The organism is Phaeacidiphilus oryzae TH49, assembly GCF_000744815.1.
Classification (GTDB): domain Bacteria; phylum Actinomycetota; class Actinomycetes; order Streptomycetales; family Streptomycetaceae; genus Phaeacidiphilus; species Phaeacidiphilus oryzae.
Genome location: NZ_JQMQ01000004.1, coordinates 824,767 through 849,236 on the forward strand (window position 1 = coordinate 824,767; position 24,470 = coordinate 849,236).

Sequence of the window (24,470 nt, forward strand, 5' to 3'; positions counted from 1 at the left end):
GTCAGCCGGGAGTGACGGCGAGGGCCGTGCCGGCGCGGAAGCGGGTCTCGCGCACCGTGTCCCGGTAGCGGAGCAGCGTGGTGGTGTCGGTCGAGGCGCTGATCCGAGCCCCCGTCAGCCGCCCGGCGCGCCAGCGCAGATCCACCGTGAAGCCGCCGCGGGCCCGCAGGCCGCGGACCTCGCCGTCCGGCCAGTCGGTCGGCAGGGCGGGGAGGAGTTCGATCTGCCGGCCGTCGGACTGCAGCAGCATCTCGGCGACCGCCGCGGTGCCGCCGGCGTTGCCATCGAAGGAGTAGATGTTCTCGGTGGCGCCCGCCACCCCGCCGGCGGAGAAGGTCATCAGGTTGGCCTCGCTGGTGTCGGTGACCAGATGGACCAGATGGCGCAGGGCGTTGTCCCCGTCCAGCAGCCGGGCGTAGTAGGCGGCGAAGTTGGCCTCCACCCACTCCGCCTGCTCCCAGCCCGGGCCTGCCGGCGCCGCTCGATGGTGACCCTGGCGGCCCGGGCCAGTTCGGGGGTGTCGCGGGGGCTGATCTGCCGCTCGGGGAAGAGCCCGCACAGGTGCGAGGTGTGGCGATGGCTCGGTTCGGCCTCCTCGTGGTCGTGCAGCCACTCCTGGAGCTGCCCGTGCCGGCCGACCCGGAACGGGGGGAGCCGGCGGCGTGCCTCGGCGATGCGGGCGCGCAACTCCTCGTCCAGGCCCAGGATTTCGGCGGCCTGAGCGCAGATCCGCAGGACCGCCTCCATGAACACCCGGTCGACGGTGGCGCCCATGGTCACCGAGCAGCGGCTGCCGTCCGGCGCCAGGTACCAGTTCTCCGGGGACTCCGCGGGGCCGGTGACCAACCAGCCGTTCGCCGGCTCGGGGACGGCCTGCGCCAGCAGGAACTCGGCGGCGCCGCGCAGCACCGGGTAGACGCGCTCGCGCAGGAAGACCCCGTCGGGCGCGTACTCGTAGTGCTCCCACAGCTGGAGGGCGATCCAGGCGCCCGCGGTGAGGTGCAGCCCCCAGCCGGCGCCCCAGCCCGGGGCGGTGTAGCCCCAGGCGTTGGTGACCGTGTGCGCGACCCAGCCCGGTGCGCCGTACATCGCTTCGGCGGTGGAGCGGCCTGCCTCGGCCAGCCGCTCGACGAAGCCGAAGAGGGGCAGCTGACATTCGGCCAGATTGGCCGGTTCGGCGGCCCAGTAGTTCTGCTGGGTGTTGATGTCCAGGTGGAAGTCGTTGCTCCAGGGGGCGCTGCTGGCCCGGCCGTCGTTCCACACGCCCTGCAGTGCCAGGGGGAGGGGCGAGTCGGCGCGCGAGCCGGCCATCGTCAGGTAGCGGCCGTACTGGAAGAAGAGGGCGAGCAGTGCGTGGTCCGACTGCCCGGCGGCGAGCCGCTCCCGGCGCCGGTCGGTCGGCAGGGCTGCCGCGTCGTCCGGGGCGGGGCCGAGGTCGAGGGAGACCCGGCCCATCAGGGCCCGGTGGTCGGCGAGGTGCGCGGTGCGGACGGCCGGATAGCCGGCGTCCAGAGCGGCCGACAGCGCGGTTCGGGTGGCCTGCTTCGGGTCCTGCCCCGCCCAGTCGGTGCCGACGGCGACGTACAGCACCGCCGAGTCGGCGCCCTCCAGACGGAGTTCGCCGTCCTTGCCGCTCAGCGTCCCGCCTTCGCTGCTGAACCGGGCTTCGATGCGTACGGCGGCGCCCTGCGTTCCGTCGCTGTGCAGGGACTCGTGGGCGTGGCCCTCGAAGACGAGGGCGGTGTCGGTGGCGGTGGTCGTGCCGGGGAGCGCGCCGTCCTCCAGGGAGACGGTGCAGTGGACTGCTCCGGGCCGGTCGGCGGTCAGCCGGACGGCTATCACTCCGTGCGGGTGCGAGGCCAGCACCTCGCGGTGGTACCGGACTCCGCCCTGCCGGTAGGCGACCGAGGCCAGCCCGGTGTCGAGATCGAGGCCGCGGCCGTACTCGTCGGCCGGCGGCCCGGGTGCGAAGTCCAGGCGGAGCTCGGGGAGGGGCACATTGGTGCCGAAGGAACGGGGGCGTCCGATCAGCCGCTCGGTGGCCAGCCGCTGTGCCTCGGCGTGCTCACCGGCCAGCAGCAGCTTGCGGACCCGCTCCAGGGCCTCCCGCGCTCCCGGGTCCAGGTCGGACCCGGAGGAGGGCGCGCCCGACCAGGCGGTCGACTCGGACAGGCCGATCCGCTCCCGTATGACGCCGCCGTGGACCATTCCGCCCAGGCGTCCGTTGCCGATCGGCAGGGCCTCGAACCAGCGGTCGGCGGGGCGGTCGTACCGGAGCCGGCCGGCGGAGGGGGCCGGAGAGTCCAGGAGTTCGGCCGGATCGGCGGCTTGGACGGTGAGGGGCATGGCGGGGTGACTTCCGTGGGTGTGCGGGCGGGCAGGGCAGTCCGGCGCGGCCGGCGGGCGGGCTCGGTTCAGCGCGCGGGGGAGAGCAGCAGTTGGGCGGCGAGGGCGGCTCCGCCGCGGGCCCACGCCTCGAAGGGCAGCGGGCGCACCACCAGATCGCAGTCGCCGGCCGCGCCGAAGGCGTGCGCCGCGAAGGTGCTGCGGATCTGCTCCTCGAAGAGGTCGTAGGTGGCCACGCCCTCACCGGAGATGATGATGCGTCCGGGGCCGAGGAGGTTGGCGACCGAGGCGATGGCAAGTCCGATGGCGTGCCCGGCGTCCGCGAAGACCGCGCGTACGGCGGGGTTGCCGGCGTGCGCGAGGCGGATGGCCTCGTCCATGGTGAGCGCCGGATCGCCGGTGGCGCTGCGGGCCTGCTCGGTGATGGCGTGGGTGGAGGCGACGGCCTCGACGCAGCCGGTGTTCCCGCAGGTGCAGACGCGGTCGGTGCCGGTGACCGGCAGATGGCCCAACTCGCCCGAGACGCCATGCGCCCCGGAGACCACCCGGCCGTCGATGGAGATCCCGCAGCCGATCCCGGCCCCTACGGTGACCAGCACGAACGAGGAGAGACCGGCTCCCGCGCCGAACCACTGCTCGGCGACGGCCAGCGCGCGGACGTCGTTGTCGATCACCGTGGGGGCTCCGGTGGCGGACTCCACCAGCTCGGCCAGGGGAACCCGGCGCCAGTTGAGGAAGGGGGAGTACTGGACGATCCCGGTCCGGGTGTCCACGTCGCCCGAGATGGTGACGCCGATACCGTGCACCTCGACCGGCCGGGCTCCGCCCTCTGCGCCCTCCTGCGGATCCGTTGCGCAGGCCTGCGCGCGTACCTGCTCGACCAGGCGGGCGATGGCGAGGACCACGCTTCCCACATCCCGCGAGCCCAGCTCGGCCCGGGCGGTGGTCAGCGGTCGGGCGGTCAGGTCGGTGAGCACGGCGATGGCCTCGTCCGCGGTGACCTTGACGCCGACGAAGCAGGCGCGCTCGGGACGCACCGCGATCAGCGTGGCGGGGCGGCCGTTGGTCCGTTCGCCGGCCGGGCGGCCCTGTTCGGTGATCCAGCCGTCGGAGAGCAGCGGGGCGGTGACCTTGGTGACGGCACCGGCGGACAGCCCGGTGCGGCGGCCGATCTCGGCGCGGCTGAGCGGTCCGTGCGCGAGGAGTGTCCGGAAGACCGCGGCGGCGGCCGGAGGTCGGTCGGCGAGCTTCATGCCCTGGACCATACATTTCCTTGAGAAATTAAGGAAGGCGGACGGCGCCGGTCAGGGGACCTCAAGACGACTGGGATCACGTAACCAAGGGACAAGGGGTCTGTGGACGGGGGCGATTCATGGTGCTGAGTATGTTGACCGTGGAAGGAAACTCTCGCTAGATTCACCGCACCTTGAACCGGTCGGCGTGGACGATCGCACTTCGGGACGAGTGCGGATGTCCGGCCCCTGAGGGGGCCGTGTCGTCGGATCTGCCCCTTGCCGGGCGGCTTCTGGCCGCCCGGTGCCGGCCTGCGCGGTCGTCCCGGCGCGCTCCTCCACTCCACGCCGAGAGGTGGAAGTCATGGAACGACAGTCGGAAGCCGAACCCTCCGGGTCCCGCAGATCCCGGGGCGCCCGCGCACTGCGGCGCCTCGGCCCGGCCTGCGCGGCCCTCGCACTGGCCGCCGCGGCGGCGATCGCGGCACCGGTCGCGACGGCCTCGCAGGCCTCGGCGGCGACCACCGCACGCCCTGCCGGCACCGCCGGCACCGCTGGCACCAGCACCACCCTGGCCGCCAAGCCCTATATGGGCTGGAGCAGTTGGAGCCTGGAGTCCACCTCGCACCCCGGGTACGGCGTCGACTGGCTGAACGCCGCGCACATCGAGCAGCAGGCCGATCTGGTGGCCGCGAAGCTGAAGTCGCACGGCTACGAGTACATCAACGTCGACTCCGGCTGGACCAACGGCTTCGACGGATACGGCCGCCCGGTGGCCAACACCGCGAAGTTCCCGGACGGGATGGCGGCGGTGGCCGACCACGTACACGCCGAGGGGCTCAAGTTCGGCCTCTACCTGGCCGTCGGCCTGGACCCGTCCGCCTACGGCGACGGCAGCACTCCGATCTACGGCGCGCCCGGCTGCACCACCGGCGACATCGTCTATCCCGACCTGCGGAAGACCAACGGCTGGAACTCCGCGTACCAGATGGACTTCGCCAACCCCTGCGCGCAGAAGTACATCGACTCCGTCGCCGACGAACTCGCCTCCTGGGGCGTGGACTTCCTCAAGGTGGACGGCGTCGGGCCGGGCTCCTGGCAGGGCGACGCCGCGCACGACAACATCCCGGACATCCAGGCCTGGCACGCCGCCCTGCAGAGCACCGGCCGCCCCATCCAGCTGACGGTGTCCTGGTCGCTCAGCCACAAGGACGTCTCCGCCTGGCAGGCGTACTCCAACGGCTGGCGGATCGACACCGATGTCGAGTGCTACTGCTCCACGCTGGAGACCTGGAACAGCTCGGTCAAGGCGCGCTGGAACGACGTGGTGCAGTGGATCGACGACGCCGGGCCCGGCCACTGGAACAACCTCGACTCGCTCGACGTCGGCTCCGGCCCGCTCGACGGCCTCAACGACACCGAGCGGCAGAGCGCGGCCACGCTGTGGGCCATCGAGTCGGCACCGCTGTACACCGGTGACGACCTCACCCAGCTCGACTCGTACGGGCTGAAGCTGCTGACCAACGATGAGGTGCTCGCGGTCGACCAGGCCGGGCGCCCGGCCCGTCCGGTCAGCCAGGCCACCGACCAGCAGACCTGGTACACCCGCAACCCCGACGGCAGCTACACCGTGGCGCTTTTCAACCTGGGCTCGGCGACGGCCCCGGTCACCGCGGACTTCTCCGACCTCGGCATCAGCGGCCCGGCCGCCGTCCGGGACCTGTGGAGCCACAAGAACCTCGGCACCGCCACCGGGCATCTGACGGAGACTCTGCAGGCGCACGGCTCCCGGCTGTTCACCCTCACCCCGCCGCACAGCGGCACCGCGCCCGGCGTCCCGCTCGGCGTCCACGGCACCGCCGCCGGCGCGCACAGCATCTCGCTGGCCTGGCAGCCGGCCACCACCGAGAATTCCAGCACCGGCAGCCCCACCACCGGCTACCGGGTCTACGCCAACGGCCGTGAGGTGGCCGACCCGACCAGCACCTCCGCCACCGTCAACGGCCTCGACCCGGCCACCGACTACACCTTCACCGTGGTCGCCCGGAACGCCGGCGGCGGCAGCTCCGCTCCGAGCAAGGCGCTCTCCCTCACCACCCCGGGAGCCGAAGGGCCGACCGCCTACGAGGCGGAGGCCTCCGGCAACAGCCTCAGCGGCGGCGCCCAGGTGGCGGGCTGCACCGGCTGCTCCGGCGGGCAGAAGGTCGGCTACATCGGAGGGACGGGCACGCTCGGGATGACCGTGGACGCCCCGAAGGACGGCACCTACCTGATGCGGCTCGACTACGTGAACGCGGACGCCAGCCGGGTCCTGTACGTCACCGCCGACGGCAGCACCCAGCAGGTCAACACCGGTGGTAGCGACGACAACGACTGGGACAGCCCGCAGTCCGTCACCGTCCCGGTCCACCTCACCGCCGGAGCCAACACCCTGTCCTTCGGCGACCCCGACAACTCCGCGCCCGACCTGGACCGGATCGTCGTCTGACCCGTCGCCCTCCGCACACCCCCGGCGGATCCGTCCGCCCCGCACGCAGAAGCACCCATTCGCTCGAAGGAGAGTGCTGTGGTGGTCTCCACGCCCAGCAGCCGTACCAGCCCGGAACGCCGGCCCGATGGCCCGGACACCGAGACCGCCACCGGCACCGACACCGCAGGGCCGCGCGTACTGCGGCGCCCCGGACGCCCCGGGCGCCGCGCCGCCCGGGGCGGGGGCGGGGCTGGACGCGCTCGCGGGCCGCGCGCCGCGGCCACGCCCGCGCGGCCTGGCTGCTCATCCTCCCCACCCTGGCCGGGTTCGCGCTGTTCTACGCCTATCCGACCATCCGCGGGATCTACCTCAGCTTCACCGACTTCCACGTCCTGACGCCGCCTCAGTGGGTGGGCCTGGCCAACTTCCGCGAGCTGGTCGGGGACGGAGTCTTCTGGCACTCGCTGGGCGTCACCGCCTGGTTCGTCCTGCTCAGCGTCGGCTTCGGGACGGTCTTCTCCCTGGTCACAGCGGTGATCCTGCACCGGGTCACCTCCTCCACCACGCTGCGCGGCATCATCCTGCTGCCGTTCCTGATCTCCAATGTGGTGGCCGCCCTGGTGTGGTCCTGGATGCTCGACCCGCAGCTGGGCATCGTCGACATCATCCTGGAGAAGCTCACCGGACACTCCATCATGTTCCTGGGCACGGGCGGCTGGGCGATCCCCTCGCTCGCGGCGATCGGCGTGTGGAAGTGGATGGGCTACTACGCCCTGCTGATCTTCGCGGGCCTGCAGACCATCCCGCCGACCATCTACGAGGCCGGCCGGGTCGACGGCGCGAGCGAGTTCCAGATGTTCCGCCGGCTGACCGTGCCGCTGCTGCGCCCGGTCCTGGCACTGGTCCTGGTGCTCAGCGTGATCAACTCCTTCACGGTCTTCGACATCGTGCAGGTGACCACCAGGGGCGGCCCGGCGAACGCCTCCAACGTGCTGCAGATGTACATCTACGACAAGGCGTTCGGCCAGTTCGACTTCGGCTACGGCGCCGCGATGTCCCTCGCGCTGTTCGCGCTGCTCGCCCTGATCACCTTCATCCAACTGCGGTTCACCCGCGCCAACACCTCCGACCTGGACTGAGGGAGGCCGCCCATGTCCGCTATCGCCATGCCCGCCCGCACCAAGCGGTCGCGCGGCCGCCGGATCTCGCCCGGACGGATCGCCGCCTGGACCTATCTCGGCATCGTCGTCGCCATCACGCTCTTCCCCTTCTACTGGATCCTGCGCACGGCGCTGTCCAACAACTACGCGCTGGCCACCGACCCGTCCTCACCGCTGCCCGTCGGCTTCACCTTCGGCGCCTTCGAGCGCGCGCTGGGCATCGCCGGCACCGCGGCGGCCCAGGCCCAGGGCGGCTCGGGGGCCTCCCTCGACCTGGCCCTCTTCCTGCGCAACTCCCTCATCTACGCGGGAGTGCAGACCGTCATCATCGTGGCCTGCTCGACCGCCGCCGCGTACGCCTTCGCCCGCCTGCAGTGGCGCGGCCGCAACGTGGTCTTCGGCGTGCTGCTGTCGGCCCTGATGGTTCCGGCCGTCTTCACCCTGCTGCCGAACTTCGTGACCATCAAGGACCTCGGGCTGACCAACAGCTTCGCCGGGCTGATCCTGCCGGGCGCGTTCTTCTCCGCCTTCTGCCTGTTCTTCCTGCGCCAGTTCATGCTCGGGATCAGCAGCGAGATCGAGGAGGCCGCGGTCATCGACGGCGCGGGCCCGGTACGGGTCCTGTTGCGGATCGTGCTGCCGATGTGCGCGGCGCCGATCGCCACCGTCTCGCTGCTGATGTTCATCAACGCCTGGAACGACTACATGTGGCCGCTGCTGGTCACCAACCAGCAGAGCACCGAGCCGCTGACCCTCGCCCTCGGCGTCTTCAAGCAGTCCTCCCCGCAGGCCGCCCCGGACTGGGCCGGGCTGATGGCGGCCACCCTCCTCTCCGCGCTGCCGATGCTGCTCCTGCTGTTCGCCTTCGGCCGACGGATCATCAACTCCATCGGCTTCTCCGGACTGAAGTGAGGTGACCGGAGGATGCTGACCGATCTCGACCTCCCCGCCCTGCGGGAGTACCGCAGCGGCTACCGCGAGCCCGAGGACTTCGACGCCTTCTGGTCCGCCACTCTGGCCGAGGCCCGCAGCCACGACCTGATGCTGCGTCTGGAACCCGTCCCCGCCCACCTGGAGACGGTGGAGGTGTACGACGTCTCGTTCGCCGGCTTCGGCGGGCACCCGGTACGCGGGTGGCTGCGGCTGCCGCGCGGGCGCGGCGGAGAGCAGCTGCCCGCGGTGGTGCAGTTCCACGGCTACGCCAGCGGCCGGGGCGCGCCCTTCGAGGACCTGCTGTGGTCCTCGGCCGGCTTCGCCCACCTGCTGATGGACACCCGCGGGCAGGGCGGAGCGTACGCCGGCGGCGGCGCCACCCCCGACCCGGTGGGCAGCGGGCCGTCCCACCCGGGCTTTCTCACCCGCGGCATCGAGGACCGCGAGAGCTACGTCTACCGCCGGATCCTCACCGACGCGGTACGCGCCGTGGAGGCCGTCCGCGCCAGCGGGTTCGGCGACCCCGGGCGGGTGGCGGTGCTCGGCAACAGCCAGGGCGGCGGCATCGCGCTGGCGGCTGCGGGCCTGGTCCCCGACGTCGCCGCGCTGTACGCGCAGGCCCCCTTCCTGTGCGACATCCGCCGGGCGGTGCGGATCACGGACGCCGCCCCGTACGCCGAGATCGCCGGATACCTCGGCGCCCGCCGGGACGCGGTCGAGCAGGTCTTCGAGACGCTGTCCTACTTCGACGGGGTCGCCTTCGCCCGGCGGGCGAGCGCGCCCGCCTGGTTCTCGGCGGGCCTGATGGACCCGGTCTGCCCGCCGTCCACCGTCTTCGGCGCCTACCACGCCTACGCGGGAGGCGAGAAGCACATCCGCGCCTGGGAGTTCAACGGCCACGAGGCCGGCGGAAGCGACGATCTGGCGATCGTGCTGCCGGCCCTGCGGTCGCTGCTCAAGGCCTGAGCAGGCGCGCGCCCGGTCCTTCGTCCGAACAGCATCTGACACCACGTCAACACCCAACCGAGGAGCAGCCGTCCATGAGAATCAGCAGAGTGTCCGCCATCGTCGCCGCCGCCGCGCTCATCGCCGTCGTCACCGGATGCGCCGGCGGGAGCGGCAGCTCAGGATCGAAGACCGTCAACTGGTGGACCTGGGACGACAAGCAGGCCGCCGCCTACAAGACCTGCGCCACCGCCTTCGAGAAGGCCAACCCCGGCGTCACCGTCGACATCTCGCAGTACAACGTCGACGACTACTTCACCAAGCTGACCGCGGGCTTCGTGGCAGGCGACGCGCCGGACGCGTTCCAGAACAGCGCCCAGTTCTTCCAGTCCTACGCCTCGCTCCACCAACTCCAGCCGCTGGACGACTACATCAAGGCGGACAAGTTCGACCTGTCCCGCTTCTCGGTGGGCGTCAACCAGTGGAAGTACAGCGACGGCCAGCAGTACGGGCTGCCGCTCGACTGGTCGGCAGCCGGCACCTACTTCAACCAGACCGCTCTCACCAAGGCCGGCTACAGCGCCGCGGACGTGTCCAAGCTCAACTGGAACCCGGACAACGGCGGCACGCTGGGCAAGATGATCGCCCACCTCACCATCGACGACAAGGGTCGCCGCGGCGACCAGCCCGGCTTCGACAAGAACCACGTGAAGACCTACGGCTTCGGCGAGATGGCCGCCAAGGACTTCACCGGGCAGACCACCTGGAGCCCGCTTCTGTCCTCCACGGGCTGGCGCCAGGGCAACACGACCATGTGGCCGACCAGGTTCAACTACGACGACCCGCGCTTCGTCAAGACCATGGACTGGATACGCTCCCTGGAGGACAAGGGCTACATCCCGAAGATCGGGGCGTTCTCCGACAGCGTCAGCGACGTCGAACTGCTCTCCTCCGGCAAGGTCGCGATGGAGATCGGCGGCTCCTGGGAGGCCACCACCTTCGCCAAGATCCCCAACCTCAAGGTCGGCATCGCGGCCACCCCCTACGGCCCCGACGGTAAGACCCGGTCGGTGGCCAGCGGTTCCAACGGCAACAACATCTGGGCCGGCAGCAAGAACAAGGACCTGGCCTGGAAGTGGATCTCCTACATGGGGTCTGAGAAGTGCCAGACCATGGCCTCCGCCAGCGGCTCGTTCTTCCCCTCGATCTCGGCCTCGATGACCGCAGAGACGAACACCTTCGCCAAGCAGGGCATCGACCTGTCGGTCTTCAACGACATGCTGAAGGACAAGACCCTGTACCAGGGCCCGGTCTACGCCAACGGCCAGGCCGTGCAGTCCGCGACGGAGCCGCTGTTCGAGGCGTACTTCGCGCACCAGAAGAACGACGACGTCTTCGCGAGCATGGCCGAGCAGACCAAGTCCCTGCTGGCGGCCAAGAACCAGTGACACCGCACCACCATCACCACCGCGGCCGGCGGGATTCCGCCGGCCGGCACAGCAGCGGTCCGGGCGCCGGACCGCAGGGAGGGACGATCTGATGGCCACGCTCACCGCCGGGTACGCGTACCTGCGCGCGGCCGGTACCAGCCTTGTCGTGGCGCTGACCGGGCCGCTGCCCCACGTACTGCACTGGGGTGCCGACCTGGGCGCGCTGACCGAGGCGGACTGCGAGGCGCTCGACCTCACCGGTGACGGGTCCGTCCTGAACAACGCGCTGGACGTGCCGCGCCGCTTCTCGGTCTGGCCCACCGAGGCGGACGGCTGGTCCGGCACCCCCGCCCACGAGGGCCACCTCGCGGGCGGCCTGACGGCGCCGCGCCTGCGGCTGTCGAGCGCGGAGCAGACCGGCGCAGAGAGCGCGGGCGGGGAGTTGGTGATGGTCCTCGCCGACGACGCGGCGGCCATGGACATCACGTTGACGTACAACCTCACCACCAGCGGTGTGCTCACCGTCCGCTCGACGCTCACCCGGCGCCCCTCGGGGCCGGACGCCGCGGAGGCCGCCCCGTACGACCTTGCCGCCGTGACAGCGCTGCTCCCGCTGCCCCGACGTGCCACCGAGATCCTCGACTTCACCGGCAAGTGGAGCCGCGAACGCGCCCCCCAGCGCCGCCCGCTGGCCTTCGGCACGCATCTGCGTGCGGCCAGGCGCGGCAAGTCCGGCGTCGACTCGCCGTATCTGCTGACCGTCGGCGTGCCCGGCTTCGGCTTCCGACACGGCGAGGTCTGGGGGGTGCATGTCGCCTGGAGCGGCGACCAGCGCTACCTCGTCGAGCAGCTCCCGGAGGGCGCGGGCGGCGTGCACGCCGCGGTACTCGGCGGCGGCGAGCAACTGCGGCCGGGGGAGGTCCGGTTGGCGCCGGGCGAGAGCCACCGCACCCCGGTGTGCCACTTCGCCTGGTCGGACGCGGGGCTGGACGGCCTGGCGGACAGGTTCCACGAGCATCTGCGCGCCCGCCCCGCCCATCCGAGGGCCGCCCGGCCGCTGGTCCTGAACACCTGGGAGGCGGTCTACTTCGACCACGACTCCGACCGGCTGCTGGCGCTGGCCGACCGGGCGGCGCAGGTCGGCGTCGAGCGCTTCGTCCTCGACGACGGCTGGTTCCGCGGCCGCCGAAGCGACACCGCCGGACTGGGCGACTGGACGGTCGACCCCGACGTGTGGCCGGACGGCCTGACGCCGGTGGTCGAGCGGGTGCGGGCGCACGGGATGCAGTTCGGGCTGTGGGTCGAACCGGAGATGGTCAACCTCGACTCCCGGCTGGCCCGCGAGCACCCGGACTGGATCCTCGGCCCGGCCGCGGGGCTGGGGGCCTCCGCCCGCAACCAATACGCCCTGGACCTCTCCCGCCCGGAGGTGTGGAACCACCTGCTGGCGGCCCTGGACGCACTGGTCGGCGAGTACGCCGTCGACTTCCTCAAGTGGGACCACAACCGGGAGATCGCAGAATCCGTGCACTACCGGGCGGGCCGCACCGACGCACCCGCCGGGCACCGCCAGGTGGACGCGCTCTACCGGCTGCTGGACGCCCTGCGCGAGCGCCATCCCGCTCTGGAGGTGGAGAGCTGCGCCAGCGGGGGAGGACGGGTCGACCTCGGCATCCTGGAGCACACCGACCGGGTGTGGCCCTCGGACTGCAACGACCCGGTGGAGCGCCAGGTCATCCAGCGCTGGACCGGCCAACTGCTGCCCCCAGAGCTGGTCGGCACCCACGTCGGTGCCGCACTCAGCCACACCACCGGACGACTCACCGCCGACTCCTTCCGGCTGGCCACCGCCCTCTTCGGTCACGCCGGCATCGAACAGGACCTGAACCGCTGCGACGCGGCCGAACTCGAGCGGCTGACCTCGTGGTCCGCGCTCTACCGGGAGTTCCGCGGACTGCTGCACAGTGGCCGGTCGGTCCGGGCCGACCTCGACGAGCCGGACAGTCCGGCCGCCCCGGCCGACCCCACCGGGCAGACGAACATACTGCACGGCGTCGTCTCCCGGGACGGCACACATGCGCTGATGTGCTGGGCCCGGCTGGCGACCTCGGCCGCGGGCCAGTCCGGCCGTGTGCGGCTGCCGGGCCTGAAGTCCAGAGCACGCTACCGGCTGCGCGTCCGGGACGACCTGGGCCTGCCCTCGTTCCACCAGACCAGCGGCCCAGGATGGCTCGACCGGGCCCTCAAGGAGTGGGTGGACCTGCCGGGAGCGGTGCTCGCGACCGTTGGCCTGCCCCTACCGACGCTGAACCCCCAGCAGGCGCTGCTACTGGAGATCCGCCGGACCGAGTGATCAGGGCCGCCGAGTAGCCAACGACCAACGGGGTGGACCACAGGGACCGCCCAAGCCCTCGGCTGGCTGGAGCACACGGCAAACCTCCCGGAGGACTCTCGGCCTCAGCCAACGGCCACTCCCTCAACGGGTGGTCAGCTCCGGGTACGCCGCGTCGGGTCAGGTTTTGCGGACGGCGGTGGTGAAGCCGGCGACGAAACAGGGTGGCGAAGGCCCAGGCGGATATCTGCAGTACCCAGTCGGCGGCGGCGAGGGCCTGCCCGGCGGCACCGGTGGTGGCCGCGCAGGTGCCCGCGCTGATCTCGACCAGGGGCAGGGTGAGGTTGAGGGCGGTGGCCAGCTGCTCGGCGGCCGAGCACGCCACCGGGGCCCCGCCGCTGGTGGCGGGGCGGGCGAGGGCGCCGTGCGGGCCCAGGGCCAGGGCGACGACGAGGGCGCTGGTGAGGGTGGCGGCCAGGAAGAACAGCGCCCGCCAGGGCTGGTAGCCGTAGCCGAGGGTGACCTGGGTCAGCCGGGCGCCTCTACCGCAGACTCGCCATCAGCCGACGCGCTCAGCTGGCCGTAGCTCTGAACGGTCACTGGGAACCAGCCGACGCCTCACCCGAGCCCCTGACCGGCCACATGTTGCACGGCGCCCGGTGACACCGCTGCCGCAAGACCTCGTGCGCCAGTCTCACCAGCCGCCTCCGGGGAGAGGCTCCACCGCCGGCAGCGAACCGCCGCCGCGCCCGCCCCGGCCTGGTCGATCCAGTTCCGCAAGGCCTCGCTGTGGATGCAAACGCGCGATATGCGCAACGGAGTGGTGTAGCAGGCCTCTCAGACTGCTCGATCGCACAGGCCGGCTGGGTACTGCTCATGCCTCGTCGCATCGGGGACTTGCCCGCGCTTTGGAACAGGAGCCCACCCCGTGATCACCTGCGTCATCCAGTACACCCTCGACCCGCACCAGATCGCCGAGTTCGAGACCTATGCCACCACCTGGCCGCCGATCATCAAGCGTTGCGGTGGCGACCTGATCGGCTACTACCTGCCCCAGGAGGGAGCCAACGACTACGCGGTGGCGCTCATCGACTTCCCCACCTTGTCTGCCTATGAGGAGTACCGCGAGAGGCTCGCCGCTGACCCAGATGCGCGGCAGAACCTGAAGCACGCTCGTCGGGCCCGCTGCATCCGCGCCGAGCACCGCTCCTTCCTGCGCCGCGTGTGACACCCAGACTGGTCCGTCAGGCACGACCACGGCGCGACCCTGGTCCAACCGCCCCCACGAGTGCCGAAAGGAACAGCCAATGCAGCCCCGCCTGCGCGCCGCCTTCTTCGTTGGCAGCGACATCGCGGGGTATCTCACTCGCCCGGGGCGGCGGCGGGGGCCGCGGAAGGTGGCCCGGTAGGCGCTGGGGGTCACGCCGAGCCGGGTTTGCAGGTGCTGGCGCAGGGAGACCGCAGTGCCGAATCCGACCTCGGCGGCGATGTGATCGATGGTCAGGTCCGTCTCCTCCAGAAGCTGCCGGGCCCGGTCCACCCGCTGGTTGATCAGCCACTGCATGGGAGTGACCCCGGCTTCCCGACGGAACCTCCGCGAGAAGGTGCGCATGCTCATCGCCTGCTCCTTGGCCATGTCCCGCAACGTGATCGGCTCGCCCAGGTGCTGCAGGGCCCAAGCACGCGCCCTCGCCGTGGCCGCGGTGTTCGTCTCGGGGACGGGTACGGGGATGAACTGGGCCTGTCCTCCGTCGCGGTAGGGGGGCACGACGGTCGCCCGCGCAACCTCGTTGGCGACGGCTGAGCCGTGGTCCTGGCGGATCATGTGCAGACACAGGTCGATGCCGGCGGCCTCGCCTGCCGAGGTCAGTACGTCGCCCTCGTCCACGAAGAGCACATCTGGATCGACGTCGAGGCGGGGGTAGAGCCGGCGCAGGTGGTCGACGGACTTCCAGTGCGTGGTGGCCCGGCGCCCGTCCAGGAGGCCGGCTGCCGCCAGCACGAAAGCTCCCGTGCAGATCGAGGCGATCCGCGCGGTCGGCGGGATGAGCTGGAAGGCCTTCGAGAGTGACGGGCCGAGCGCCCCTTCGACCCCGGTCCCGTCCTGCTCATGGGAGGCAGGTACCAGCACCGTGTCCGCCTCGGCCAACAGCTGGGGGCCGTAGGGAACGCGGATGTCGAAGTCGGCATCCGTACGGATCATGCCGCGGATGGGCGCGCAGGTGAGCACCTCGTACAAGGGCGTTCCGTCGGCCGCACGCGCCTGTCGGAACATCTGATGGACGATGCCCAACTCCATGGGCATCACGCCGTGTCGCACGAGGGTCACCACGCGGTGCGCGGGCCTAGCGGGCGAATCGTTCATGGCACGATCCTTGCATAGTATGTCCGTCTGGCCACTGTCCTGCCTTCTCGCCCGGGGAGAAGGTGGTGCCATGTCCTCTCGAATCGACATGGAGTTGGTGAGGCAGTCCTCGCCGTCGCCGCCTGGTCCGCGTATCCGCCGTGCCTGGATCATCGCGGCCGTCGGCTTCGCCGTCATGACGTGCGCCGGCACCTTCACCGGCATGCCCGACCTGCTCATCGACCCACTGCACGCGTCCTTCGGCTGGTCCCGCGGCGCGATCAGCATCGCCGTCTCGGTCAACATGGCCGTGTACGGGCTCACGGCCCCCTTCGCCGCTGCGCTGATGGACCGGATCGGCATCCGGCCGGTGGTCGCGGGTGCGCTGGCGGTGATCACCGCAGGCGCGGCCGCGACCACCGTGATGACCTCGGTATGGCAGATGGTGCTGTACTGGGGCGTCATGGTGGGGCTCGGTAGCGGGGCCATCGCGATGGCCTTCGGGGCGTTGATCGCCGAGCGCTGGTTCGCGGCCCGGCGGAGCCTGGTCACCGGCATCCTCAGCTCGGCCACGATGTTCGGTGGCATGGTCTGCCTCCCGGCGCTGTCCGAGCTGACCGACAATTCCGGGTGGCGGACCGCCACCCTCACGGTGGCCGCCGTCGCGGGCGCCGTCGCCGTCGTCGGCTACCTCGTCCTTCGTGACCGCCCCACTGATGTCGGCGTGCCGCCCTACGGTGCCTCTGGGCTCATCGCCGAGCCGGAACCCGTTCCCGTCCCCGGCTCCGCCCGGCGCGCACTGCGGGTGCTCGGCGAGGTCGCCAGGCCGGGACCGTTCTGGCTGGTGGCCGGGACCTTCGCCATCTGCGGGGCCTCCACCAACGGGGTCATGATGTCGCACTTCGTGCCCGCGGCGCACGACCACGGCATGCCCCGCACCGCCGCCTCGACACTGCTGGCCGTGATGGGCGTGTTCAACGTGGTGGGCACCATCGCCTCCGGGTGGTTGACCGACCGCTTCGACCCGCGATGGCTGTTGGCCGCCTACTACGCCCTGCGGGGCGTCACGCTCGCCTTGCTGCCCGGGCTGCTCGGGCCGGCCGTCGACCCCGCGGTGATCTTCTTCACGATCTCCTTCGGACTGCTCGACCTGGCCACCGTCCCGCCCACCATCGCACTGTGCCGCGACTTCTATGGCGCGGACAGCACGATCGTCTTCGCCTGGGTCAATGCCGTCCACCAGCTCGGCGCCGGGCTGGCCGCACTGCTGGCCGGAGCGGCCCGCGACGCCGCCGGCACCTACACCCCGATGTGGTTCACCGTCGCCGGCCTCTGCGCCTTCGCAGGCGTCCTCTCCGCGGGCATCCGCCGACCACGCTCCGCCACCGGCGTCGTCACCTCGTGCGCCGCGTGACCTCGGCGCCGTGGCGTCATGTCTGCTCCCATGGATTCTATTTGCCCGCCTTTCGAAAAAATACCTCCCCGTCGCAACTGGTTCCATCGCTGCTCTGGCAAAGCCGAAGTCTGTCGTTTTGCAAAAAGATCAGCATATCCAATTGGCAATCCGGTTGTCCGGTTCCGGAAATTCCGATCTCATTGCCACTCTGCGCCGTGTTCGATACTGTATACGACGAATCCCCGCCGTCCAGACTTTCGTAGAATCCCCAGGTCCCCGCGCCGCTGGAATTGCAATCGAAACCCCCTGCAGGTAGATCGAATCGATTGAATTCTACTCCATGCTCGCCTGTAAAATCTATCTCTTGCCCCGACTGGGCCTTCCATGACCCCACGACGCTTGATGTCCTGATTGTTTTAAGATGCGGAGATTCTACTGCGCACGCAGCCAATCCCGCCATCGAGAGCAGCAGAAGAGTCGTCATCGCGAACGCGCGCGATGGGAGGTGCGACCTTCGCCTGGGAAAGCGAGGTGTCGGCAGAATTGATGAACCCAACCGAACGTCTCCTCGTGCCTTCCCCTCGGAAATTACTGTGATGGCTCGGGGGATCCATGAATCCTGCGGGAATGAACTCATCTCAGATTAATCCTGCGTTCTCTGGGGCGATGCGGCACGCAAGGCCATCCTGTCACGGGTGGAGACTGGCGGTCTGGGGAATCAACCGGCGAGTACCGGTCGGCAGCGGGTCCTCCACCGGCCGCACCTCTGGTGAGCGGTTCGGAACCGGGGCGGCGGGTTCGTGCCCGGGGGACCGGTGACACGCCGGGCAGGCCGAAGTGGGTGCGCCCGCGCCGAGTCGGCCGTGCTGCTCGACGATCTCGCGGCCGGCGGCACCGGCCTTGCCCATGCCGCGCCGACGCTCGCCGGCGGGCTCTCCTCCGGCAAGGTGGCGGTGGCGGTGGATCAGCCTGAGCACTCAAACACCGACCAGCAGATGTCGTTGCGCAGTCGCTGGTCGTCCAGTACGAGCTCGCGGATCGCCTCGGGGAGCTGGTCGCGCTGCCACCGGCACTCGAGTCGCCCCGCGGCCTCACTCTCGTGTTCTGGTGCGGCGGCGCGCGCGGCCTTGATCGCGTAGGCGGCGGCGCCGAGTTCGTGGGCGGCGACGTGGGCGACGACTGCGGCCTGGCCGGCGGCGTAGGCCGCATGCCGTGCTGCGCCACGCAGGTCTCGGGCCGCGCCCATGGCGTGGCCGCCCGCCGCGCGGGCCTGCATCATCGTGACCTCGCCGCGCACCCAGGCGCGGGCATGCTCGATCGCGCGGCGCGGCCGGGGGTCCTCAGGCTGAACCGACTCGAAGAGGTGAAGGACGTGCTCCGCGCACGTTGCCGCCCAAAGGGCGAGGAGATGGTGGTCCGCGTCGGTGAGGGTCCCACCGCGGCGGATCGTCACGAAGCGACGGTCCCTCACCTTCGGGAGGATCATGGATGGCATTCCTTCCTGCTGGTATGGAGCGAAGCCGGCGAACCCTGGTGGTGGATACGCAAACCCGGCCGCCATCTCCCGGCCAGAGGGGGCGAGCTCTCAACGAGCGTTTGATTTCGAAAAGATACTCCCGTCGCAGCTGATTCCCTCGCGGCGCGATGGCCGGCTTCCATGCGGGGCGGGCCGTCCGAGGACAGCGTCAACCGCGCCACTGCACGAACAAGGCCTCCACTCCGCAGGCCGGCAGCGTGGATTCGACCCTCTGGGGCTGTTCCTACGATCGGCGGGCTACGGGGAGGGTGATGCGTAGCCCGTGGCTGCCTCCGATCGTGACGGCTTGGTGGGCGATACGGGACTTCGTCGCGGTTGCGATGGGCTCCCCGTTGCCGAGGTTGCGGTTGTAGTAAGGGTGGGCACCGCTGGCGACCAGGAGCCGAAGACGGTGGCCGGCCGCGAAGCGGTGACCGATCGGGCCCAGGTCCACCTCGACCGACGTACCGTCGAGGGAGGGGTCTTCGACCCGCAGGATTCCGTCGGCGACGTTCTGCACCCGTCCGTCCGGGAGAACGTCCAGCACGCGTAGGAACAGATCGGCGCTGGACGCGTCCGAGGAGAAGGTGGTGGCGGCACTGACCGGTCCAGCCAGCTCCAGCGGTTCCGACAGGGCGGCGGTGGTGAAGGTACGCACGTCCGCGCGTTGCTCGAGCACGCTGCTGTCCCAGGGGCCGCCGAGGTCGCCGGCGGCGAGGGCGACCAGCCCGACCGACGGGGTGGGGTCGGCCGGGTCGTAGACCCACCGGACCTGCTCGACCCGATCGTCGGAGGCGGCCGTGAGTCGCCCGTCCTGGCCGGCGTAGAGGACGGTGGTCTCCGGCGGATGCCAGGTGTCGAGCTCACGCCATCCGGCCTCGGCGCCGGTGCGGTAGTAACGCAGGATGCCGCGAGGGCCGGTGTCCTCGCCGCGCACGTGGGTGTCGAACCAGGCGAGTCTCTCGGCCATGCAGACCCGCGCGTCGGGCTCGGAGTGCGTCCACGGGCCGACGACGAAGCGGTACGGCACGTTGCCGGTGTTGCGGTTGAGACGCTCGAAGTCCTGCCAGAAGTAGGTGCGGTGGTAGTCGTACCAGCCGTCGATGTGCAGAATCGGCGCCGGCGGGTCGTCCAGCAGTGCGGCGAAGTTCAGGGGCCGCCAGTGCGGGCTGGCGCCGTCGTAGGCCAGGCGTTCCTGGTAGAAGTCGAGGGTGGTTCCCGTAGCGGCCACGTCGGCCTGGTTGAGCGGCAGGTGGTCGTACGGGCTGTCGCCGACCTCGGCGCCGTTCGCCTGTTGCATAGCGGTCCAGCTGAGGGCCAGTTCGAGGGCGAATCCGCCGCCGGGATACCAGGAACTGACGCGGTCGGTGCTGTACATGGCGGTGGCGATCGCCTTCAAGCAGGCCGGCCGTGTGGAAGCGGTGGCCCAGGAGCTGAAGGCGTGGTAGCTGGCGCCGGTGAGACCGAGGCGTCCGTCGAACCACGGCTGCCGTTCGATCCATCGGACGGTGGCGGATCCGTCGGCGGCTTCCTGGAAGTAGGAGGTGCTGGTTCGGGTGGACTGCACCAGGCAGGCGTATCCGTGAGTGGCCCAGGCGATCACTTCGCCCAGGTAGAAGTCGACCACGGCCGGCGGGAAGGAGGCCGGGTCGTAGGGCGAGCGGATGAGCACGGCGGGCACCTTGCCTGCTCCGGCCGGGAGCGCGAGGATCCCGTTGAGCTCGAAGCCGTCGTCGGCGGCGACGATGACTCCGTCGGTGAGTTCGACGGCGTGCGGGCCCAGGGGTCCGTACTGCCGCTCGATTGCTTGCCGCCGGTGCTGGTCAACGGTTGTGGTGCTCACAAGACCCTCCTAGTGGTGGCGGACGGTTGCGGTCTGTCGATGCCGGCGCGCGGCGGCACGGCGTCGGAGGCCGCAGTGCACTGCTGCGAGGATGCCTGCCTGTCGCGATCCTCGAGCCCGCCACCGGGTGCGGTGACAGCCCGCTTTCGAATGCTGACGCGCGGACAGCGGGCGGCACTGGGTAGGGCCACTCCTCCGTGACGTACTCCAGTGGTGGGTCGTCATGACTCCGACATCATGGTGAAGACGAGTTTTCCGGTTCCGGGGGCGCGGTTGCGTTCGAGTTCCGTCAGTGCCGGTATCGCCTTGTCGAGCGGTACCGTCTGGCTGATGAGCGGACGTAGGACGCCGTCCTTGGCGAGCCGTGCGATCTCTTCGACGTCCTGCAGGTTGGCCTTGCCTATCACCACCTGGTACGAGCGGCTCAGAGCGCTGCGAACGAATTTCGCGGGCGTCGGCACGATGTCGATGATCCGGCCGCCGGGCTTCAGCAATGTGCGGGACGTCGCGATCGGTAGCTTGCCGGCCGTGTCGAAGACGATGTCGAACCGTCCGCGTAGTTTCTGCGCATCGAAGTCGAAGCCGACGGCCGGCGAGACGCCGAGGTCGTGCGCGTCCTGCCACGCACTCTCGCGGCAACTGCCGCTCACGGTGGCACCGGCGGCTAGGGCGATCTGCGCTGCCGACCGGCCGACCGCACCGAGCACGCCGGCGACGAAGACCGCCTGCCCCGATTGCAGCTCGGCCCTCTTCAGGCCCTGATAAGCAGTGCCGCCCGCGATGCCGAGCGTGGCGGCCTGCTCCCAGGACAGGTTCGCTGGTTTGTGCACGACGTCCGTCTCTTCGGCGACCACCATGTCGGCGAACGCTCCGGCCGCTTTGAGGCTCGTCACCCCCAGCACCTCGTCGCCGGGACGCAGCCGGGTGACGCCGTCGCCGACCGCCTCGACCACGCCCGAAAAATCGTGCCCCAGCCCGCGCGGGAACTTCCGGCCGGTCAAGGATTTCAGCCGGCCATGGCGTATCCCGATATCCATCGGGTTCACCCCTGCCGCCCGTACGCGGACCAGAACCTGCCCGGGTCCTGGTCGCGGCGGCTGCCACTCCTCCAGTCGCAGCACTTCGGGGCCGCCGTACCGGTGGTACTGGATGCGCCTCATCAAAACCTCCACGAGGTGATGTCTCCGGGAGACATCACATTAGCCGATGATGTCTCTCAGTGCCATCCCTTGGGTGCCGAGGAGGAAGGGAGAGGCGACTCACAGGCTGTGTCCCGCCGAGGAAGCGGCCCCACGGCGACATGACCAGCCGGCTCGCCGCGACGGGGTATTGGAAGAGCTGAGCACGTCCCGGCGAACAGGCACCGGCACCGGCGCCGGCGTCGGCACCGGTACCGGTACCGGCAAGCTCAGCGAGGAACGTCGAGCGCACGCAGCTCAGCAAGCACCTCTGCGGCGATGACCGACAACGATCGCGACTCGCCGTCCGCCAACCACTGCGTGAGCGCAACGGTGAAGACGACCGAGGCGCACTCGGCCGCCAAGGTCGCCGCAGGCTCGCCGATCCCTCTGCGCGCCAAGGCCGCGCCCATCGCGCGGGCCAGGGCGGCGTATTTCTCCCGCTGGCGCTCGAGCAACGACGCGTCCGAGTCGATGATCGCCTGACGGGCCCGCACCCGGTCCCGCGGCATGTCCACGAAGACGTCACTCGCCCGATCCAGGGCCAGCCCGATCAGCGACAGCGGCGAAAGTCCCTCCGGCGCCTCGTCGACGGCGCTGACCAGCGCCCGCTCCAATGCCGCCTCCCCGGCGAACAACACGTCACGTTTGTCGGGAAAATGCCGGAAGAACGTACGCCGGGTCAGCCCCGCGGCCGCCGCGATCTCCGCCGCCGTCGTCTGGTCGAACCCCTGGCGAGCGAACAGCTCGACCGCGGCCTCCCGGAGCCGTCCTGCCGCTCCAGGTTCCCAGCGCGCCATGTCTCTCCTGCACCTCGACCGAAATGTCACCCGGAGACATCGTACGTCGATGCTTTGATGCGGCAGCGGGAGCTCGGGTGCCCCCGCTGGTCAGGGGGTGGTTTCGGGGAGGAAGACGACCATCGTGGTCATAAGCTTTTGCGAGGACGATCAAGGATGGGGTGGCCGCGGAGGCGTGGGCCCCGCCCGCGCGGGAGCACCTGGAGCGGGACCTGCTGGCGTCGTGATGCTTCTCCTGCGTGCGCTCGGTCGCCTCCACCAGGCCCGCGTGCGCGTCGGAGACCACGAGCTGGACCTCGGTGAGGCCGGGGGCGATCAGTGAGCGCAGGAAGGCCGGCCGGCCTTGTGGCGGGTTGCTTCGGGCGAGGCGGGACTGCATCGGGCCGACCGGATCCTTGAGTTTCGCCCGCCCGGGGCCAATGGGTGAGGTCCGCCGGCCGGTGGAGAGGGGGTGAGGTGTGGGCCGCCGCTACGTCGTCGATCGGCTCGTGTCGGGGTCGACCAGCCAGGCGACGAGGGTGCGCCAGCGGTCGGGCTGGTCGGTGTCGCGTGGTCCGACGAGGTAGATCTCCTCCACGAGGTCCTGGGAGCGCAGGCCGTTGCGCGCGGCGAAGGAGCCCACCGCGCTGTAGGTGAGGTCGAGGTCGTCGTGCGGGCCGGAGTGGGTGGCGACGGCGGCGACCCGCTGGGGCAGTTGGAGCGGCTTCACGGTGGACGGTCCTCCTGGTGGCAGCGAGACCTCGGCGGGGAGATAGACGGTGGCGCGGCCGTGCCCGTCGGTGAAGAGGCTGTGCTGGTAGCGGCCGCCCGGAGGGAGCACCGGGCGTCCGCCGGCCGCTGCGTCCAGGTCGTTCATGGCGTCGTCGTACCAGCTCAGGTCGGCTCCGGATGGGACGTCGAGGGTCACCGCGAGGACGCGTTGCGGCGGAAGGACCTCAAGGCTCACGGTTCGCTCGGCCTGCGGATCGAGGAGTTCCCGGAGTGCCTGGACCGTTCGCTGGGTTCGGCCGAGCCGGTCTTCGAGCCGGCGGAGATGCGCAGCGACGATCTGCTGCCCCGCACGATGGCCTTCCTCGTCCGCGCCGCCGGACTCCGTTTGGAGGAAGCTGCGGAGGTCGGCCAGCGGGAGGTCGAGTTCTCGCAGCCGCCTGATGGTCAGTGCCGGCCGGACCTGTGCGGGGGTGTAGTAGCGGTAGCCCGTGGCCGGGTCGACCTGTGCGGGGGCGAGGAGGCCCTGCTCGTGATAGCGGCGCAGCGTGCGGATACTCAGGTGGGTGATCCGGGAGAACTCTCCGATTGTCCATCGCTCCACCACGCCATCCTCCTCCTCGTCGTCGTACATTTCCGGACCGGCTGGGGCCTGGCTTCAGGGTGTGATGTCCAACAGTGTGATCCTCCCCTGTGCGTCGCGTTCGAAGGTGAAGCGGAGGGTGACCGGGCTGCCGGGGAAGTCGCCGGAGACCTCCGCGACGGCCTGACACGTGGCGGCCGTCCCGGTGACTCCGCGAAGGTGGTAGCGCACCGGCGGGACGGCGGTGCGCCAGCGGCGTACGGCGGTAAGCCCGTGATAGCTGTGACCGTCGTCGTGGATGACGATGTCGTCGTCGAAGAGCGCGAAGTAGCGCTCGCGGTCGGGGGCGATCGCCGCGGCGAAGTACTCTTCGGCGAACTCCTGGACGTCCTGCATGTTCTTCTCCAATGGTGAGGTGCGGGGTCGGCTCAGAGGGCCGGCTCCGAGGGGCGGCTCAGAGGGTCGGCTCGGCTCAGAGGGTGCGGATGGTGCCGCCGTCGATGACGTGTTCGGCGCCGGTGACCGCACTCGCCCGGTCCGAGACCAGGAAGGCGATCAGCTTGGCCACCTCTTCCGGCTCGGCGGGCCGCCCCAGCGGGATACCGCCGAGGACCTGCATCAGGTCCTCGAGAGCGGCCTCGCGGGAGATGCCGCCCTCGCTCATCCGGCGGGCGAGGAGGAGCTCGGCACCGTCGGTGCGGATGAAGCCGGGGGCGACCGAGTTGACCCGGACACCTCTCGGCGCGAGCTCGTTCGCCAGGCCTTTGCTGTAGGCGGCCAGGGCACTCTTGGCCGCCGCGTACGCCAGCGTCGAGTCGTGCAGCGGCATCCGGCGCTGGATCGAGGTCACGTGCACCACGGCGCCCGATCCGCGTGAGGTCATCCCGGGGACCAGCGCGCGATCCAGCCGGACCGCCGAGAACAAGTTGAGGGCAAGCTCCTGCGCCCACGCTCCGTCGTCCAGAGCCGCGTACCCGCCGGCCGGGGCGCGGGAGCCGCCCACGACATCCACCAGGATGTCCGGGACACCCAGGAGCTCGGCCACTGCCGCGGCCGCCGACGCGACGCCCTCGGGGGTGCTCAGGTCGGCCTGGACGAAGCGGGGGTCGGCTGTCTCCGGCGGCGTACGGGCGATGGTGACCACCTCCGCCCCGGCGTCTCGGAGCCGGCGTGCTGTCGCCAGCCCGGTTCCCTTGCTGCCGCCCGCCACCACGGCGCGACGTCCATCGAGATCATTGCTGCTCATGGCTGCGA

At 70.6% G+C, this 24,470-nt stretch carries 18 protein-coding genes and 3 pseudogenes; 9 read left to right on the forward strand and 12 right to left on the reverse strand.

Annotated elements, in window-relative coordinates:
* Position 1: 1 nt before the first annotated feature.
* From BS73_RS40885 to BS73_RS03940, 3 genes and pseudogenes are all read right to left on the reverse strand, one after another.
* Positions 2 to 250, reverse strand: coding sequence for a glycoside hydrolase family 95-like protein (locus BS73_RS40885; RefSeq protein ID WP_407674959.1), 249 nt, complete (start codon positions 248 to 250; stop codon positions 2 to 4).
* Positions 251 to 304: 54 nt separating this feature from the next.
* Positions 305 to 2,346: pseudogene (locus tag BS73_RS03935) on the reverse strand (glycoside hydrolase family 95 protein); the annotation flags it as partial.
* Positions 2,347 to 2,414: 68 nt separating this feature from the next.
* Positions 2,415 to 3,599 (reverse strand): ROK family transcriptional regulator, encoded by a 1,185-nt coding sequence (locus BS73_RS03940; protein ID WP_037569772.1) that lies wholly within the window; start codon positions 3,597 to 3,599, stop codon positions 2,415 to 2,417.
* A 343-nt stretch (positions 3,600 to 3,942) separates the two neighbouring features.
* Here BS73_RS03940 and BS73_RS03945 point away from each other — a divergent pair, with 343 nt between their 5' ends.
* The 8 genes from BS73_RS03945 to BS73_RS40890 all read left to right on the forward strand — a co-directional run bounded on the left by BS73_RS03945 (position 3,943) and on the right by BS73_RS40890 (position 14,076).
* Positions 3,943 to 6,066: a fibronectin type III domain-containing protein gene (locus BS73_RS03945; protein ID WP_084703744.1), complete on the forward strand. Its 2,124-nt coding sequence runs from the start codon at positions 3,943 to 3,945 to the stop codon at positions 6,064 to 6,066.
* A 392-nt stretch (positions 6,067 to 6,458) separates the two neighbouring features.
* Positions 6,459 to 7,187: a carbohydrate ABC transporter permease gene (locus tag BS73_RS03950; protein WP_235215278.1), complete on the forward strand. Its 729-nt coding sequence runs from the start codon at positions 6,459 to 6,461 to the stop codon at positions 7,185 to 7,187.
* Between the two features lie 12 nt (positions 7,188 to 7,199).
* Positions 7,200 to 8,120, forward strand: a complete 921-nt coding sequence (locus BS73_RS03955) for a carbohydrate ABC transporter permease (RefSeq protein ID WP_051939287.1) — start codon at positions 7,200 to 7,202, stop codon at positions 8,118 to 8,120.
* Positions 8,121 to 8,132: 12 nt separating this feature from the next.
* Positions 8,133 to 9,107, forward strand: coding sequence for an acetylxylan esterase (locus BS73_RS03960; RefSeq protein ID WP_037569202.1), 975 nt, complete (start codon positions 8,133 to 8,135; stop codon positions 9,105 to 9,107).
* A 74-nt stretch (positions 9,108 to 9,181) separates the two neighbouring features.
* Complete coding sequence (locus BS73_RS03965) at positions 9,182 to 10,534, forward strand: ABC transporter substrate-binding protein (RefSeq protein ID WP_037569204.1); 1,353 nt, start codon at positions 9,182 to 9,184, stop codon at positions 10,532 to 10,534.
* Between the two features lie 91 nt (positions 10,535 to 10,625).
* On the forward strand, positions 10,626 to 12,869 hold the full coding sequence (locus BS73_RS03970; protein WP_037569206.1) for an alpha-galactosidase: 2,244 nt from the start codon (positions 10,626 to 10,628) through the stop codon (positions 12,867 to 12,869).
* Between the two features lie 203 nt (positions 12,870 to 13,072).
* Entirely contained in the window at positions 13,073 to 13,354 is a 282-nt protein-coding gene (locus BS73_RS03975; protein ID WP_037569208.1) for a hypothetical protein, read from the forward strand.
* 422 nt (positions 13,355 to 13,776) lie between these two features.
* A complete protein-coding gene (locus BS73_RS40890) occupies positions 13,777 to 14,076 on the forward strand; it encodes an NIPSNAP family protein (protein ID WP_084703785.1) in 300 nt (99 codons plus the stop codon).
* 162 nt (positions 14,077 to 14,238) lie between these two features.
* On the opposite strand, the pseudogene BS73_RS03980 reads toward BS73_RS40890, so the two are convergent.
* A pseudogene (locus BS73_RS03980) lies at positions 14,239 to 15,213 on the reverse strand (GlxA family transcriptional regulator); the annotation flags it as partial.
* 70 nt (positions 15,214 to 15,283) lie between these two features.
* Between BS73_RS03980 and BS73_RS03985 the strand changes: the two are divergent.
* Positions 15,284 to 16,606 (forward strand): MFS transporter, encoded by a 1,323-nt coding sequence (locus BS73_RS03985; RefSeq protein WP_037569210.1) that lies wholly within the window; start codon positions 15,284 to 15,286, stop codon positions 16,604 to 16,606.
* A gap of 946 nt (positions 16,607 to 17,552) precedes the next feature.
* On the opposite strand, the gene BS73_RS03990 is transcribed toward BS73_RS03985, so the two are convergent.
* From BS73_RS03990 to BS73_RS04020, 8 genes and pseudogenes are all read right to left on the reverse strand, one after another.
* Entirely contained in the window at positions 17,553 to 18,074 is a 522-nt protein-coding gene (locus tag BS73_RS03990; protein WP_037569212.1) for a putative immunity protein, read from the reverse strand.
* Positions 18,075 to 18,348: 274 nt separating this feature from the next.
* Positions 18,349 to 19,947, reverse strand: a complete 1,599-nt coding sequence (locus tag BS73_RS03995; RefSeq protein WP_037569213.1) for a CocE/NonD family hydrolase — start codon at positions 19,945 to 19,947, stop codon at positions 18,349 to 18,351.
* 221 nt (positions 19,948 to 20,168) lie between these two features.
* Entirely contained in the window at positions 20,169 to 21,107 is a 939-nt protein-coding gene (locus tag BS73_RS04000; RefSeq protein ID WP_037569780.1) for an NADP-dependent oxidoreductase, read from the reverse strand.
* A 248-nt stretch (positions 21,108 to 21,355) separates the two neighbouring features.
* Positions 21,356 to 21,925, reverse strand: a complete 570-nt coding sequence (locus tag BS73_RS04005; RefSeq protein WP_037569214.1) for a TetR family transcriptional regulator — start codon at positions 21,923 to 21,925, stop codon at positions 21,356 to 21,358.
* Positions 21,926 to 22,175: 250 nt separating this feature from the next.
* Positions 22,176 to 22,268 (reverse strand): annotated as a pseudogene (locus BS73_RS41085) (transposase); the annotation flags it as partial.
* Between the two features lie 126 nt (positions 22,269 to 22,394).
* On the reverse strand, positions 22,395 to 23,237 hold the full coding sequence (locus tag BS73_RS04010) for a MerR family transcriptional regulator (RefSeq protein WP_235215279.1): 843 nt from the start codon (positions 23,235 to 23,237) through the stop codon (positions 22,395 to 22,397).
* 54 nt (positions 23,238 to 23,291) lie between these two features.
* Positions 23,292 to 23,612, reverse strand: a complete 321-nt coding sequence (locus tag BS73_RS04015; protein ID WP_037569215.1) for a nuclear transport factor 2 family protein — start codon at positions 23,610 to 23,612, stop codon at positions 23,292 to 23,294.
* A gap of 76 nt (positions 23,613 to 23,688) precedes the next feature.
* Complete coding sequence (locus BS73_RS04020; RefSeq protein WP_037569216.1) at positions 23,689 to 24,462, reverse strand: SDR family oxidoreductase; 774 nt, start codon at positions 24,460 to 24,462, stop codon at positions 23,689 to 23,691.
* Positions 24,463 to 24,470: the final 8 nt, after the last annotated feature.